The following is a 16110-nucleotide window of genomic DNA, read 5'->3' on the forward strand; positions in this document are numbered from 1 at the left end:
GTGGGCGGTACGAAATCGGAGACGACGTCCGTTGTGTGTGATACCGAAGCACTGCTCAGCGTCTCTGCTTTAGGGCACCGCTGACGCGTTGTCGTTTCTTCTCTTACAAACCGACGGTCCGACTTCTCATGAGCACGAAAGGCAAACTCTCTGTCGCCGCCCTCGTCGGCGGGGCGCTCCTCGCCGGCATCCTGTTCGCTACGGCCAGCGCTAGCCTTCTCGGGGCAGGGGACTCCATTGTCACTTCGGGGGAGGCTGCTGTTCTGAAGGGGTCGACGGCGATCGCTCAAGACACCACGAGCTCTCCGGGAGCCCTCCAGACCGCGTTCACGAAGGTGGCAGAATCCGTCAATCCTGCGGTCGTACAGATCCGGTCCCAGAAAAAGGTTGAACGCGAGGTGCCAAACCCCTTCGAAGGCACCCCTTTTGAGCGGTTCTTCGGGAGGCCGGGTCCCTCCCAACCCGACATTCGAAGGGGTCTCGGTTCGGGGGTAGTTGTGCGGCCAAACGGGTACATTGTGACGAACAACCACGTAGTCCAGGACGCCGATCAGCTCAGCGTACGTACCCTCGATGGCACAGAATACGACGCGGAAGTGGTTGGCACTGATCAGTTTAGCGACTTGGCCGTCCTTAGGATTGATGCGTCTGGCCTACCGTCGGTGAGCTTTGGCGACTCGGATCAGTTAGACGTTGGACAGTGGGTCCTAGCCTTCGGTTCGCCCCTGAGCCGGCGCCTGAACAACAGTGTCACCGCCGGCATCGTCAGCGCGCTCGGTCGACTTCGTGCCCCTCGGAATCCCCGAAATCCCGCTTCGAGTCGTGGCGTCAACAACTTCATTCAGACCGATGCTGCCATCAATCCTGGAAATTCAGGCGGTCCCTTGGTGAATCTCAAGGGGGAGCTCGTGGGCATCAATACGGCGATTGCGTCTCAGACAGGGGGGTATCAGGGAATCGGTTTTGCCATTCCTGCGAACACGGTCAAGCGGGTGGTGACTCAGCTTATCGAGCAGGGTGATGTCCGGCGTGCATACTTGGGCATCAGATACCAGCCAGCCTCCCGTGACCTCATTAAGAACGAAAATCTTCCGGACGGGTCCGTTATCATCCGTACTGTTGCGGAGGGCTCCGCGGCAGAGGAGGCGGGCCTCCAGTCCGGGGACGTGATCACACACGTGGGCGGTCAGCCGTTGGAGCAATCGCTCCAGATTGCAAACTTGATCGCGTCGAAGTCCCCCGGGGACGAAGTGTCACTGCGTGTTTTTCGTGTCCGGAGTGGAGAAAAGGAGAAGCTCACGGTCACGCTGGGCTCTCGCGATGAAGGGCTCACGGCCTCTAGGAGCGACGGAGGTCCTTCATCCGATCAGTTGATGGAAGAGCTCGGCCTCAGCCTGCAGAATGTGACGCCGGAAATCGCCCGTCAACTTGGGCTTGACGCGGCCAAGGGAGTCGTCATCACAGACGTTGATCCCTCCAATCCGTTCATCCGTGGGTCCGGGCTTGAGCCCCAACAGGTTATCCTCCGGATGGCGGGCGAAAAGATTCCCAACATGGAGGCGTTCCGACAGACTTATTCGAAGATTGAGCCCGGGCAGGCCTTCCGGCTGGTCATTCGGAGTCCTGAAGGCTTCATGACACAAACCAGCCTCAGGAAGCCAGAGGGGTAGCGGTATCTCCAACCTGGAACGCAATGGCACCCCGCTCTCTGCGCGAGGGTGGGGTGCCTCTCCTGTGCCGTGCGCTAGCGCCCAGAATAAGCTAAATCCTTCGGCAAAACCCTCTGCTCCTTCTCCCAAACAGCCCCACGTGTTTCCCATGGACGACCAGATTGACACGCACGACCTCGATGCCCCTCCTGATGCTGATCTCATCACCGAGCTGCGGGACCGAGCCCACGACCGAGGCGAGGCCGTCGGGGTCACGTTTCCGGCCGACGGTGGGCGAAAACGCTTCGTGGTGTCCCCCCGTGGCACGTGCGTGCTCCTCAATGACACGCGGGAAGACAGTTTCAACCCGTCCGTCGGCGTCGAGGAGATTGCCGCCGCCCTTCAGGACCAATAGAATTCGTCTCAGGTCTGGACGATACAGTTCGTGGTGCCGAACTCGTTCGGCTCAAAGTCATCGGCATCGTCATCGTTGGTCCCTCCCTCCTCCACGCTGTAGTAACGGACGGCATACCACTCGTCCTCTGGTAGCGTCACATTGTTGTGTTGCACCATCACATTGGTGCTGTAGGTCTGGGTGCTCCGACGGACAAATCGGTGCTTGCCCGACCCCCACTCGCTGAAGGCCCCTACCACCGACCCCTCGTCGCCGTAGGAGTGATCGTTGGGGCGGACAAACGTGACCTTTGCGCGACTGCTTCTTTACTTTGTCGATCATGTCGTGGTCTCGGAACGCGGTGTGAGTACGGACTGATGAACAGTCCCCGATCGAACGATCGACTCGACATTGCCAGGGATTTGCAAGTCTACCACGGGGCTGGAAGATATGCGATTGTCCCTCGATGACAAAGCGCTTCCTTCGGCTCTTTCTCGTGGACGGCCCCGTCGAACTCCTCCGCGGGCGGGACGACTACCATGACCCGACCACAGTTCCGCCCCCTTCCCAGATCCCCCTGCTGCACCGTCGCATCGGGAGACTCGCCCCGATTCAGTGTCCTCGGCGAACACTTTCTTGCGTCCGTCGTGCACGCCTTCTCTGCTTGACAGGATTCCGGGGCGCCAAGCGAGACGGTCCCTGTCCAACTCTTCCCTCGTACTTGAGACTACACGAATGATTGACCGGGTCGCAATTCTTGGAACTGGGCTCATTGGAGGGTCGCTGGGGCTGGTGTGGGCAGACCGTCGCCCCGACCTCACGATCGTGGGGTACGATCGGCCCGAGGTGCTGGAGCGGGCCGAGAACCGGGGAGCAATCGACGCGAAGGCGGCCGCCCCCACAACTGCCGTCGAGGATGCCGACCTCGTGGTGCTGGCCGCGCCGCCCGCCGCGACGCTCGGCCTCCTCGACACGATTGCCGACTCCCTCCCCGAGGGATCCTTGGTCACAGACGTGGCCTCCATTAAACAACCGGTGCTCGACCAGGCTCAGGATGTGCTACCGGAGCACGTGTCGTTTCTTGGGGGACACCCCATGGCGGGCTCTGAGCAGAGTGGCATCGACCACGCCGATCCTCTCCTCTTCGAAAATGCGATCTACGTGCTGTCGCTTCCGGACGCGGTCTCGGAGGACGTGCTAGATGGCCCCCTTTCTCCCCTCGTGGACCTGGTGGACGACACCGGGGCCCGCCCTTTCCTCCTGGAGGCCGAGCGCCACGATGAACTCGTCGCGGCGATCAGCCACGTTCCTCAGCTTCTCGCCGTCGCCCTGGCAAACCTCGTTGCCTCTACCGAAGACGAGGAGGACCGCGACCTCGCCCTTCAGCTGGCGGGCGGTGGATTTCGGGACATGACCCGCATCGCCGACTCGCCTTTCGAGATGTGGCGAGACGTACTGGTCGGGAACGAGGGCGCGATCCATGACGCGCTGAGCCGCTTTCGTCGCCTCCTCCGAGAGCTCCGAAACCGCCTCATCGAGGGCGACATGGACGCCCTCGCAGACACCTTCGAGGAGGCCCAGACGGCCCGGGCCTCCATCCCCCGGGACAACAAGGGCTTTCTCCACGCCCTCTCCGACGTGTACGTCCGCGCGTCCGACGAGCCCGGCGTGCTCCACGACCTGACGGGCTGCCTGGCGGAGGCCGACATCAACATCAAGGACATCGAGCTCCAGAAGGTCCGAGAGGGAACCGGGGGCACGTTCCGCCTTGCGTTCGACGATGGGACGATAGCCGAGGAGGCCATCTCGCTCCTCGAAACAGCAGGCTACGACGCCTGGAGACCGTAGGAGTAAAATCACCGTCCCTTCGTTGATTTGTACGCGTTTTCTCGGGTATCATGAGTGTGGTACATGTTCTTGGGGTGAACCAGTCCCAAATTCCCTCCCGTCTTTCTTGCCTCTGACCTCCGGCGTCTCGTCCCATGGCCGACACAGCAACGTCCCTCGACACGACCCCCCTCCACGGCGTCCACAACGAGCTCGATGCCCGGATGATGGCGTTCGGGGGCTTCGAGATGCCCGTGCAGTACACCAGCATCATCGAGGAGCACATGGCCGTCCGGAATGACGCGGGCCTGTTCGACGTGAGCCACATGGGGGAAGTCCTCATTCAAGGGGACGGGGCGCTGGACTTTGTCCAGCACATCGTCACGAACGACGCCTCGAACCTGTACGACGGACGGGCCATGTACACGGTGATGTGCACCCCCGAGGGTGGAATCATCGACGATGGCATCGTCTACCGCCGGGCCGAGGACCATTTCATGATGGTCCTCAACGCAGCCAATACCGAGCGGGACCTCAACTGGATGAGGTCCCACAATTCCATGGATGCGACCCTCCACGACATCTCCGACGAAACGGCGCTGATTGCCCTCCAGGGGCCGGAGGCGCTCGGGATCGCGCAACCGTTCCTCGACCAGGATCTCGACGACCTCAAATTTTATCACTTCTGGGAGCGGGACGGTGGGACGTTCCTCGAATGCGACCAAGCTCTCATTTCGCGGACGGGCTACACAGGCGAGCCTGGCCTGGAGCTGTACGTGCCCGCAGAGGCCGCCGAGCACGTCTGGAATGCCCTTCTGGAAGCTGGGCACGATCGGGGGCTGAAGCCTGCCGGACTGGGGGCACGCGACACCCTCCGGCTTGAGGCGGGCCTCTGTCTCCACGGCAACGACATTACCGAAGAGACGAACCCGTACGAGGCGGGCCTCGGGTGGCTGGTGAAACTCGACAAAGGGGAGTTCATTGGGCGTGCGGCGCTCCAAGAGATTCATGAGCGCGGCCCCGAGCGCCAGCTCATCGGCTTCGTCGCCACCGAGCGCGGCATTCCCCGCCACAACAACATCATCAAATCCGACAGCGGGGACGTCGTTGGAACTGTAACGAGCGGCACGCAGTCTCCCGTTCTTGACACAGGAATCGGGCTTGGGTACGTTCCCAACAATCCCGAATACACAGACGAAGGCACTCACCTCCAGGTGTCCAGTCAGCGCCGTTCCTTTGAAGTTCGAGTCGCTGAGCCCCCGTTCCACACTGACTGACGCATGCGGACCGACCTTCCCCCAAACTGTCTCGCCTCCCCCTTGACTGCACCAGTTCGATGGACGTTGAAGTCTTTCTGACCTACTCCAGCATTTCGGACGACGACGTGCAGGACCGGACCGTGGTCGTGATCGATGTCTTACGGGCCTGCTCGACGATCGCCACGGCGCTGCACCGGGGGGCTCGGGCCGTCATGCCGGTCCTTGACATGGAGCAGGCAGGCAAGATCGCCAGCAATTTGGACCCGGACATGTGCCGTCTCGGCGGAGAACGAAACGGCGAAAAGATCGACGGCTACCACCTCGGCAACTCCCCTGAAGAGTACACGCGCGAGGTTGTAGAGGACCGCGACATTATCCTCAACACCACCAACGGAACGCGGGCGCTGGAACAAGCAAAGGGCGCGGAGGTCCTCGTAGCGGCGTGCTTCCTCAATGCCGGAAAGGTGGTCGACTTCCTCGGGCGGGAGGCCGATGCGGTGACCATCGTGTGCGCCGGTCAGCAGAATCGTCTCGCCTTGGAGGACACCCTCTGCGCCGGCCTCCTCCTGGACCGGCTCTGGGACGGTACCGAGCCGAACTCCGTGACCGATTCAGCTCACACGGCATTTACGCTCTACCACACCGACAGCGAGAATATGAGCCGTGCCCTGCGGCAGGCCAATCACGCCCAGTGGCTCGCCGAGCAGGGCTACGAAGATGACCTCGCCTACTGTTTCCAGGTCGATACCCTGCCGGTGCTCCCCTACTACACCGAAAACCGGCTCCTGCTCTACGACGATGTGCCAGCCACCGGCTAGCTGGGCCGCCCAGAGGGCTTTCAGGGCACATCCCGGTGCCTAGGACGACCGTATGTGGAAAGCCGGGGGAGCGAAGGAGGTTCAGCCGCCCTCGACCGTAGGGGATGCCGACAAAAGACGGACGCACGGAGGCGTAAGAGCCTCCGAAAAATACCTTTTTCCTTTCGGTCAGGGCGCGTGGGGATCCATTCTGGGCCGGATCGAACGGTGTGAATAGATCACCGTCGCCGGGATGTGGTTGCGTGCCCCCATTGCATCTTTGCAACTTCCGGGCCACCTTACGCATGTAGGTACGCTATTGTGACATGGGACGCACATGTTCATGAGCTTACCACCCATCCTTCGTCCTGCACGTCCTTTCGTTTTCGTCCTCCGCCATGGCTGCGTCGGGCTCCAATCACAAAGCGAGCGAGGATGTGCCTAATTCCCTTCTACCCCCGCGGCGCAAGGCGGAAGTCCTGGGACTGATCCTCATGGTGCTGGGCCTGCTTCTATCCCTGGCCTTCCTCACCTACCATGCCGGGGACGCCTCCACGATGTCCCTGAGCACTGCGTTGGTGAACCCGGGAGAGGTGCAGGCCGAGTCTTCCATCCAGAATCTCCTCGGGCCAATCGGGGCGCAGATTGCCCAACTGCTCGTTCCGGGGTTTCTCGGGTACGGCATCCTGGCGTGGAGCAGCCTCGTCATGGTTTGGGGCTATTCTATTTTTCGGCACCAGCCCGTCCGGCGGCTCCTCTACCCCTCCCTCCTGACGCTTCTCTCGGTCTTTGTCTTCGCCTGCTTCATGGGCTGGTTCGACCATGCCCTCGACACCACGATGAGGGCGTGGGCCGGCGCGGTGGGCGTGGGCGTCGCCGGATGGATGCAGTACGCCTTCGGAATGGTGGGGTCGTTCATTCTTCTGTTCCTCACCGCCGCGGTGTTGCTCCTGGTTGCGGTGGACCACGATATTCAGCGCACCGTCGACCGAATCGTGGAGGGCCCGCAACGCCTCGCCAGCGCGCTAGGTTCGGGCTGGACGTACGCCAAACATCAATGGGTACAGGCTCGCAGCCGGGCGGACGCAGAAAACAACGAGTCTCCTCCGCCCCGCGGTCACGATTCACCATCCCCCTCGTCGTCCTCCTCCTCTTCCCAACAGGACCCCGCGCCGGACGAAGAGGAGCAGTTGCCCCCGTCCTCGCCTGTAACCCTGCAGGTTCCAGATGCTCCCGAGAGCAGCCGTCCCCTGCGCCGGAACGACCTCTTCCGCTCCGACACCGAGGGGTCGACCGAACAGCACTCGTCCCCGGCCGGCGAGTCGTCCGGCACGCCCTCCGATGAGGCGGACCCGGATGCTCGCCTCAGCGACGCAGCGAGCCCCCCCTCCTCGACCGATGCCCTCGAAGACCCTGAGCCCTCCTCCGAGGCCGAGGCAGACGGTCCCGAGGAAGATTCCGAGACCTCCTCGTCCCCACAGCCGGAGGCGCTCGAGGAGGGAGAGGAGGTCTCAATGACGATCCAGAAGCAGGTCGAGGAGGAGACGACCGACGAGATCGAACGGCCCGTGGAGACCCCAGAGGATTTTGAATACGATCCGCCCCCCCTCGGTCTTCTCGATGAGGCCGCCGATGATCCCGCGATCAACCGCGAGGAGCTTGAGGAGAACAAGCGCATTCTCCTCGACAAGCTCGACACCTACAACATTGAGATTGACGATATCAACGCTGTCGTCGGGCCCACGGTGACTCGGTACGAACTGACTCCGGCCCCGGGCATCAAGATCAGCCGCATCAAGTCGCTGGAGGACGACCTGGCGATGGCGATGGCGGCGTCTGGCATTCGCATTATCGCCCCAATTCCGGGCAAGTCCGCCGTCGGGGTCGAAATTCCGAATCGAAATCGAGAACTCGTTCGCCTCCGCGAGGTCATCGGGACCACCAAGTTCCAGGAGGCGGACATGACGCTTCCCCTTCCGCTCGGCAAGACGATTGAGGGAGAAGTTTTCCTCGACGACCTCACGGAAATGCCCCACCTCCTCATCGCAGGGGCCACCGGCTCCGGGAAGTCAGTTGGGCTCAACGCGTACATCACAGGACTCATCTACGCGTGCCACCCGGCCAACCTCCGGTTCGTGATCATCGACCCGAAGAAGATTGAGCTGCAGCAGTACACGCCCCTCGACACGCAGTTCGTGGCGGTTCCGGAAGATGTCGACGAGACGGTCATTACGGACGTCGAGAAGGCCTCCGGGGTCCTGAAGAGCGTCGAGCGCGAGATGGAGACGCGCTACGACCTGCTCTCGGAGGCGGGGGTCCGAAACATCCAGGGATACAACGAGGCGTACAAGGCCGGCGAACTGGACCCGAGCGGTGGGCACCGTCACATGCCGTACCTGGTCGTGGTGGTGGACGAGCTGGCCGACCTCATGATGGCGGGCGGCGATGAGGTCGAAGGGCCCATCTCCCGGCTTGCCCAGATGGCGCGGGCCGTGGGCATCCACCTAGTGCTCGCAACTCAGCGACCGTCGGTCGACGTCATCACGGGTCTTATCAAGGCTAATTTCTCTTCCCGGGTCGCCTACGAGGTGGCCTCGCAGGCCGATTCGCGGACGATTCTGGATCAGGGAGGGGCAGAGGGACTCGTCGGCAACGGTGACCTGCTGTTTCTGAGCGGGAGTGACCTTCGACGCCTGCAGGGCCCGTTCGTGAGCGTCACGGAGGTCGAGCGGATTGTTGAGCATGTCGCCGACCAGCCCGGCGTCACGCCGTACACGCTTCCCTCGCTCGACGACGCCGGTCACGGGCCGGACAAGACGCTGGGCGTGGAGGGTACCGACGACAAATTCGAAGAGGCCGCCCGCGTCATCGTCCGCCGTCAGCAGGGCTCCGTATCCCTCCTCCAGCGCAAGCTCGCCGTTGGGTACACGCGGGCAGCCCGCATTGTGGACCAGCTTGAGGAGGCCGGGATTGTCGGCCCCTTCAATGGCACCAAGGCCCGAGAGGTCCTCGTGGACGACGAAGAGGAGCTCGATGCGCTACTGCACGGGGAAGAAGAATCTGAAGCGCCAGACCCCAGTCCGGACGATGCGTAGGGCCCTGCGCCCCCTGCAGCGTGCATCTCCGTCGCACCGACCGAGACTTCACTTTCACGATGCCACACCGAGTCGTATGGACTCCACCTTCCCTACCATCGGCATCCTCGGCGGCGGTCAGCTGGGCAAGATGATGGCGGCCGAAGCGGTGCGTCTGGGCATCGAGACGCGTCTTCTGTCCCCCAAAGATGCCGGTCCGATGCAGCCGTATTCGGGGGCGCAGTCGGGCGACTGGACCGATCCGGACGTGCTCCGCTCTTTCGTGTCGCCGTGCGACGTGGTGACCGTCGAAAGCGAATGGGCCCCCGCCGCGGAGGCCGCTGAGATTTTGCCGGTAGATACAGTCCTCTGGCCCTCCCCGCAAACCCTTTCCCTCATCAAGGACAAGGGCGTTCAGAAGCAGCACCTGCGTGAGGCAGGCTGTCCCGTACCCGAGTTTGCCCGGTGCGAGACGGTGGAGTCGGCCCTCGACACGGCGGCGGACTTCGGCTATCCCGTGGTGCTTAAGCAGTACCGCGGGGCGTACGACGGGTACGGCAATGCCACTGTCCACTCCTCCGACGAGCTCCGGGAGGCCTGGCCCGAGCTTGCGGCGGAGGATGGGCTGATGGTCGAGACCTTCGCTGAGTTTTCCCGCGAGCTAGCGGTTCAGGTGGCCCGACGCCCGAACGGGGAGCAGGTGGTGTACCCGGTGGCGTATACCGAGCAGCGCGACCACCGCTGCCACGCCGTCGAGGTGCCGGCGGACATCGACGACACGATTGCCCAGAACGCCCGCAGCACCGCCCGCGACGCCGTGGAGGCCGTGAACGGCGTGGGGCTGATTGCCGTAGAGCTGTTTGAAATGCCCGATGGTCGGGTTCTCGTTAATGAACTCGCTCCTCGGCCCCACAACACCGGTCACTACTCGATCGAAGGAAGCCAGACGTCCCAGTTCGAAAATCACATTCGCGCCATCCTGGACTGGCCCCTCGGCTCCCCGGCGCTCCGTGCGCCTGTGGCCGTCATGGTGAACGTGCTCGGGCGCCGCGACGGAACGCCCCCGCGCACCGATGGCCTTCGTCAGGCCCTCGCCGTGGACGGCGTCGCGCCCCACATCTACGGCAAGCCGGACGTCCGTCCCGGCCGCAAAATGGGGCACGTAACTGCGGTCGGGGATGATCGGGAGGAAGTCCGCAAGCAGGCCGAAATGGCCGCGAGTGCCATCGACCTTTAGCTGCCTAGACGGTTCCCCCTCGTTACTCGTTTTATTGACCCCCATCCGTGCCCATGTCCTCTTCCGTGCCTCCTGTTGGGATTGCCATGGGAAGCGACTCCGATCTTCCCGTCATGGAAAACGCGGCGGAGGTGCTCGACGAGTTTGACGTCGAGTACGAAATGCGTGTGCTCTCGGCGCACCGCACCCCAGGCGTCATGAAGGAGTACGCAGAGACCGCCCACGAACGCGGTGTGCAGGTCCTCATCGCCGGGGCAGGGGGCGCAGCCCACTTGCCGGGCATGATTGCCGCCAGCACCCCTCTGCCTGTGATTGGGGTCCCTGTCAAGACCAGTACTATGAATGGGGTGGATTCACTTCTCTCCATTGTCCAGATGCCGGGCGGCGTGCCGGTGGGCACTGTGGCTATCAACGCCGCCGACAACGCGGCCCTTCTCGCCCTTCAGATCCTGGGGACCGGGGACGCGGCGCTCCGGGAGAAAATGACGGCGTACAAGGACGGCCTCGTCGGCAAGGTGGAAGAAATGGATGAACGCGTTCGGGAGCGCTCTAGTATGGAGTAGCTGTCGTATGATCTTCTCACTTTTTCCTCCACAATGATTTCCTCCCTCCGCATCGCTGGCGCCCTGGCGGGCGTTCTTCTCGCCCTCGCCGTTCTCTCTCCGGCCTGGGGTCAGCAGCAGACCGTTCTCCCGTCGGAGACCCACTCTTCGGTTCGCAGTGCCGCGTCGGTTCCGACCCAGCACATGCCCTCGGTAGACACCGACGCGCTTCGTGAAAACGCTGCCGACGGGGAGGAGCGAATTGGCCCCTACCGCTACGGCACCGTCCTCGAGACGACCCTGACCCCCGATCAGCACGGCGTCTGGGAGCAGCTTCCCTCGGGCGACTGGCTCTGGCGGCTTCGTCTTCGATCCGAAGGAAGCGTGTCCCTGAGCGTCGGGTTTACCCGCTTTCAGCTGCCGGAGGGGGCCGCTGTCTACCTGCATGGGCCCGGCGATGCCAACGTCCGAGGCCCCTACACCGCAGCCGACGCGACTGCGGGCCAGCACTGGACGCCCATTGTACGGGGGGACGAGCTGATTTTTGAGATGCGAGTCCCCGAGGGCCAGCGCTCGGCCGTGGACCTCGAGATCGGGCGCGTCGTGCACGGCTTTCGCTCCCTCAACCCGTCTCCCAATCGGGACGACCTCTCAAAGTCCGGCGCGTGCAACTTGGACGTGGCCTGCGAGGAAGCCGATCCCTGGCGCAAGCAGGTCCGCTCTGTCGGGCGATATTCCTTCGAGCAGGGCGGGCGGGCGTACGTCTGCACGGGGGCCCTGGTGAACAATACCGCACAGGACAACACCCCATACTTCCTGACCGCCGAGCACTGCGTGTCCTCCCCGGAGGTGGCCTCGACCATGGTGTTCTACTGGAACTATCAGAACCCGACCTGTCGAACCCCAGGCACCCCTCAAAACGGCCGTGTCACGGACGATTCCCGGGCCGACCAAACCTCTTCCGGTGCTGTGCTCCGGGCCCGCTACGGAGACACGCACAGCGACGGATCCATCACAGGAAAGCCCGATCTTTCCCTCGTCGAGGTCGACGACAAGATTCCGGACAGCTACGACCTCTACTTCAGCGGATGGAGCCGGGCAGGCACGGCCACGACGAGGAGTGTCACGATTCATCACCCCTCCGGTCACGGAAAGCGGATTAGCTTCGACGAAGATCCCTCCGACATCACGGCGTACGGCAGCTCTGAAGGCGGCGACACCCACCTTCGGATCGGCGACTGGGAGGTGGGAACGACTGAAGGAGGCTCCTCCGGCGCCCCGCTCTATGGGGACAACCAGAAGATTGTCGGGGTTCTCTCGGGGGGATTTGCGGGCTGCGGGAACGACGGCGATGCGGAGGACAACAACGAGCCCGACTGGTACGGGCGACTTGCCCCAGGCTTTGAAAACGGCGACTACCAAAGCCAAACCCTGGCGGACGTCCTGGATCCGAAAAACACAGGCACAACCACCCTTGCCGGTCGTCCTCAAGGTGGCGGCGACGACCAGACCCCTCCTGCCACCGTCGACGACCTGACGGTCGACAGCGTCGAGGTGACGTCGATGACGCTCCAATGGACCGCCCCGGGCGATGACGGCGATCAGGGGACCGCCGCCGAGTACGATATCCGGTACTCAACGTCGCGCATCACGTCGAAGAACTTCCGAGCTGCCAGCTCGGTCTCCAACCCGCCCTCTCCAAGCCCAGCCGGAACGAGCGAGCGTCACGCCGTGGAAGGGCTCACCCCTGACAGCACATACTATTTCGCAATCAAGGCGACCGACGACGCCAATAACACTTCGTCGATGGGCACCACGCCGTCGGGAACGTTTCTTCCCGACCAAGTGCCCCCCGCACCCGTTTCCGACGCTCAACTTACGAACATCAACACGTCTGCGCCAGCCGTGACCCTGAGCTGGACGGCCACCGGAGATGATGGGAAGCAAGGCTCGGCGTCCAGGTATCATGTCTGGTACGACACCAATCCGATCCAGACGGCCGCCGACACTCAGGCAGCCCAGCAGGTCGTCCGATCAAACTCCATCCCAGCGGGACAACAGCGAACCGTCTCTATCGAAGACTCCGACCGGCTCCAGCAGGGCCAAACGTATTACTTCGCCATCGTGGCGGAGGACAATGCAGGCAATCGGTCCTCGCTCGTCGCGCCGGAGCGCAAGGCCGTTCTTGCGAAGGACATCGAGATTGAGAAGGGCGGCGTGGCGGCGGGCGTGGGAGGGTCGATGTCGGAGACCCAGTTCGTTCTCAACGAGTCCCAGGACGTCCGGGTTGCTTTGTACGACGTGTTGGGGCGACGCTTGCGGGTTCTCCTCGACGAGCGAGTGCGAGAGGGGTTCGAGCGGGTGGTTCAGATTCAGACGAGTTCTCTCTCTAGCGGCCCGTACTTCCTGCGGTTCCGGGGGGAAGACTTCGTCACCACCCGGAAGATCGTCGTGGTAAAGTGACTCGAGTCGCCCTCGGCTGGCGGACCCCAGGGGACTGCCAGCGCACTACGTCTCGGCTTCGCGGGTCTCCGGAAGGATCCGTGCGTACCGGCGCTTGCCGACCTGAAGTACAAAGGGGGCTTCCTCGTCCACGTTGATGTAGCGGCCGGTATCCGTAACTCGCTTCCCGTCGATTGAGACCGCCCCCTGCTCGATGAGGCGGCGCCCCTCGCTATTCGAGTCGGTGAGGTCGGCGTGGCGCATGAGGTTGAGGAGGCCAACCTCCCCGTTCTCCGTGTCGGGCGCATGCTCCGGAATCTCGTCCGGCACGTCCCCCTCCACAACGGTCTGTTCGAAGTGCTCTTCCGCTTCCTCCGCCGCGTCCTCGCCGTGGTACATCGCAACGATGCGACGAGCCAGTTGGGCCTTCGCCGCCCGGGGATTGGACTCGGCGAAGCCCTTTACCTTCGGAAGCTGCTCGGTGGGCACGTCGGTGACCAGCTCCACGTATCGGTAAATCAGCTCGTCGGGCACGGACATGGTTTTGCCATACATGTCCTCCGGGGCCTCCGTGATGCCGATGGCGTTGTCGAGCGACTTGGACATCTTCCTCGTGCCATCCGTCCCTTCCAGAAGCGGCAGCATCATGCACACCTGCGGATCCTGATCGTGGGCCTCCTGGATGCGGCGGGCCAGGAGCAGATTAAAGCGCTGGTCGGTGCCGCCAAGCTCCACGTCGGCCTCGATGTGAACGGAGTCCTGCGCTTGGGCAAGGGGATACAGAAACTCGTGGATACTGATGGGCCGCCCCGCTTCGTACCGCTGGTTGAAGTCTTCCCGCTCTAGCATCCGTGCGACCGTGTGCTGGGCCGCAAGCTCGATGACGTCGCTGAAAGACATCTCGTCGAGCCACTCCGAATTGTAGAGGATCTCCGTTTTGTCGGGATCGAGAATCTTGGTGGCCTGCTCGTAGTAGGTTTGCCCGTTCCGTCGAGTTTCTTCGAGGGTCAGCTGGGGGCGCGTCTCGGAGCGGCCGGATGGATCCCCAATCATGCCGGTGAAATCCCCCACGATGAGAATAGCCCGGTGGCCCAGGTCCTGGAACTGCCGGAGCTTCCGGAGGACGACGGTGTGGCCGAGGTGCAGGTCCGGCCGGCTGGGGTCACAGCCGAGCTTGACGCTAAGGGGGGCTTCCGTTTCCCGCGACTCCCGAATCTTGTCGGCCAGCTCGTCTTCGGGAACGATATCCTCCACGCCGCGGCGGAGAACCTTCATCTGCTCGTCAACTGGGGGAAAGGCCATGGTTTGCCCTGAGGCTCGAATGCGAGGGTGTGACGATTGGGGGAGTGGCCCTCTCGGTACCAATCGGGACCGAAGAGTGAGGACAGGAAGAACCGCTCGCGTTGCTCCTCCCGCAGCGGGTGGGGCTAGAAATTGTACTCGCTCTGCTTCTGCTCCATCCGGCGCTCCATCTCGCGCTCTTTGATGGCCTGGCGCTTGTCGTGCTTCTTGCGTCCCTTCGCCAGCCCGATCTTCACCTTTGCCCACCCCTCCCGAAAGTACAGCGCCAGGGGCACAATCGTATAGCCCTCCTGCTCGGCCTTCTGGCCCCACTTTCGAATCTGACGATCGTGGAGCAGCAGCTTTCGGTTCCGGCGCGGCTCGTGTCCGAACGGGCCGGCTTCTTCGTAGGGCTTGATGTACATCCCGTGGATCTTCATTTCTCCATTCCGGTCCACCTGACAGTAGGCCCCGTCCAGGCTTACTTTTCCCTGGCGGACAGATTTCACCTCGGACCCCTCAAGCACGAGACCGGCCTCGAGGGTCTCCTCGATGTCGTACTCGAACTGGGCCTTTTTATTTCGCTCGACGATCTCGACGCCTTCGGCCATAGCAGTAGGGTCCGTTGATTGGAAAGCTCGGGGCCGTGGGAGAGGATCTAGGCCGCGTGCACAGGGCAGGACTGGTGGGCCGGAGAGTTTGGCACGCCCGGTCTACCCTCCCCCCAGTGCTCCCTCCTGCGAACGTGCTATCCCTCCTCCCCATCCTCTTCCTCTTCGTCCAGATAAACGAATGGGAGATCTGGGATGTCCTCCGTCACGTCGTAGTAGAAGAGGTACTTCCGAAACTCCGTGAGACTCGCGACGGCGAGTTTGTCGATGCCCGTACGCAGGTCCTCTCGGTAGAACTCGTTTAGCGAGGCCGTGGTCTCCTGCGCCTGCACCCACACGCTGCGGTTCTCGTCCGCCGCCTCGCCCGACGCAATGAGCGCTTCGATCAGCTCGTCGGTGGCCTGGTCTCGCTTCGTGACGAAGAGGCCCCACACCATCGGGTAGTTGGCAAGCTCGTACCACTCGCGCCCGATGTCCATGGTAAATGGATCCAGCTGGAGCGATGGCACGTCCGGCCCCACAAGAAGCGCGGCGTCCTCGTCGGTCTCGAGCAGGTCTCGGGGGGTCGTCCCCTCGTGGGAGACGAACTCAGGGGCAACCTCGTAGTGCTCCTGTAGGACGACCCGGGTGACGAAGCGCTCCTGAGCCACGCGTTTGTCGTGGGCGATCGTTTCTGGAAAGTCGTGGAGCCCTCCTTGCCACGCGAGGCGGGCGTAGGGGTAGCGCCACGACACAAGCCCGACACTCGGAATGACGTCGATGGCCCCGCTGGCCTGAAGGGCAAGCATGGTCGGAAGCAGGGCCACGTCGACCTCTCCTTCCACCAAGAGGGCCGCGCATTTTTCGGGACGGTAGCGCTTGATCCGGAATGGATTGTCAACCACCCCGGAGGTAAAGCCGGAAACCAGGAACTCCGCGGGGGGATAATCCCAAATTGCTAGGTCCATCTGGTCGGGCACACGGTCGTCGGAGAGTAGAACACAAGCCCGCAATCAGG

Annotated in this window: 13 protein-coding genes; 9 read left to right on the forward strand and 4 right to left on the reverse strand. The window is 62.9% G+C overall.

What is annotated here, in order from left to right; all coding sequences use genetic code 11:
• The first annotated feature begins 128 nt into the window (after positions 1–128).
• Positions 129–1670 carry a trypsin-like peptidase domain-containing protein gene (locus ABEL04_RS02995; RefSeq protein WP_375800899.1) on the forward strand — a complete coding sequence of 514 codons (1542 nt, stop codon included), beginning with the start codon at positions 129–131 and terminating at the stop codon, positions 1668–1670.
• A gap of 148 nt (positions 1671–1818) precedes the next feature.
• Positions 1819–2064 carry a hypothetical protein gene (locus ABEL04_RS03000; RefSeq protein WP_375800900.1) on the forward strand — a complete coding sequence of 82 codons (246 nt, stop codon included), beginning with the start codon at positions 1819–1821 and terminating at the stop codon, positions 2062–2064.
• 8 nt (positions 2065–2072) lie between these two features.
• Here the strand turns inward: ABEL04_RS03000 and ABEL04_RS03005 are convergent, their stop codons facing one another.
• Positions 2073–2222: a hypothetical protein gene (locus ABEL04_RS03005; RefSeq protein WP_375800901.1), complete on the reverse strand. Its 150-nt coding sequence runs from the start codon at positions 2220–2222 to the stop codon at positions 2073–2075.
• 556 nt (positions 2223–2778) lie between these two features.
• Here ABEL04_RS03005 and ABEL04_RS03010 point away from each other — a divergent pair.
• From ABEL04_RS03010 to ABEL04_RS03040, 7 genes are all read left to right on the forward strand, one after another.
• Positions 2779–3891, forward strand: a complete 1113-nt coding sequence (locus ABEL04_RS03010; RefSeq protein WP_375800902.1) for a prephenate dehydrogenase/arogenate dehydrogenase family protein — start codon at positions 2779–2781, stop codon at positions 3889–3891.
• 134 nt (positions 3892–4025) lie between these two features.
• Positions 4026–5147, forward strand: a complete 1122-nt coding sequence (gene gcvT, locus ABEL04_RS03015) for a glycine cleavage system aminomethyltransferase GcvT (protein ID WP_375800903.1) — start codon at positions 4026–4028, stop codon at positions 5145–5147.
• A gap of 59 nt (positions 5148–5206) precedes the next feature.
• Entirely contained in the window at positions 5207–5947 is a 741-nt protein-coding gene (locus ABEL04_RS03020; protein ID WP_375800904.1) for a 2-phosphosulfolactate phosphatase, read from the forward strand.
• 416 nt (positions 5948–6363) lie between these two features.
• Entirely contained in the window at positions 6364–9021 is a 2658-nt protein-coding gene (locus ABEL04_RS03025) for a DNA translocase FtsK 4TM domain-containing protein (protein ID WP_375800905.1), read from the forward strand.
• A 76-nt stretch (positions 9022–9097) separates the two neighbouring features.
• Positions 9098–10237 (forward strand): 5-(carboxyamino)imidazole ribonucleotide synthase, encoded by a 1140-nt coding sequence (locus ABEL04_RS03030; protein ID WP_375800906.1) that lies wholly within the window; start codon positions 9098–9100, stop codon positions 10235–10237.
• Between the two features lie 53 nt (positions 10238–10290).
• Positions 10291–10800, forward strand: a complete 510-nt coding sequence (purE, locus tag ABEL04_RS03035; RefSeq protein WP_375800907.1) for a 5-(carboxyamino)imidazole ribonucleotide mutase — start codon at positions 10291–10293, stop codon at positions 10798–10800.
• 33 nt (positions 10801–10833) lie between these two features.
• The gene (locus ABEL04_RS03040) at positions 10834–13242 is read left to right on the forward strand and encodes a fibronectin type III domain-containing protein (RefSeq protein ID WP_375800908.1); all 2409 of its coding nucleotides are present in this window, start codon (positions 10834–10836) and stop codon (positions 13240–13242) included.
• Positions 13243–13287: 45 nt separating this feature from the next.
• Here the strand turns inward: ABEL04_RS03040 and tyrS are convergent, their stop codons facing one another.
• The 3 genes from tyrS to ABEL04_RS03055 form a co-directional block, all read right to left on the reverse strand.
• Complete coding sequence (gene tyrS, locus ABEL04_RS03045; RefSeq protein ID WP_375800909.1) at positions 13288–14523, reverse strand: tyrosine--tRNA ligase; 1236 nt, start codon at positions 14521–14523, stop codon at positions 13288–13290.
• A gap of 125 nt (positions 14524–14648) precedes the next feature.
• Complete coding sequence (gene smpB / locus ABEL04_RS03050) at positions 14649–15113, reverse strand: SsrA-binding protein SmpB (protein WP_375800910.1); 465 nt, start codon at positions 15111–15113, stop codon at positions 14649–14651.
• 137 nt (positions 15114–15250) lie between these two features.
• Complete coding sequence (locus ABEL04_RS03055; RefSeq protein WP_375800911.1) at positions 15251–16060, reverse strand: MqnA/MqnD/SBP family protein; 810 nt, start codon at positions 16058–16060, stop codon at positions 15251–15253.
• Positions 16061–16110 lie beyond the last annotated feature (50 nt).

This window comes from Salinibacter sp., from assembly GCF_042218895.1.
Taxonomy (GTDB): Bacteria; Bacteroidota; Rhodothermia; order Rhodothermales; family Salinibacteraceae; genus Salinibacter.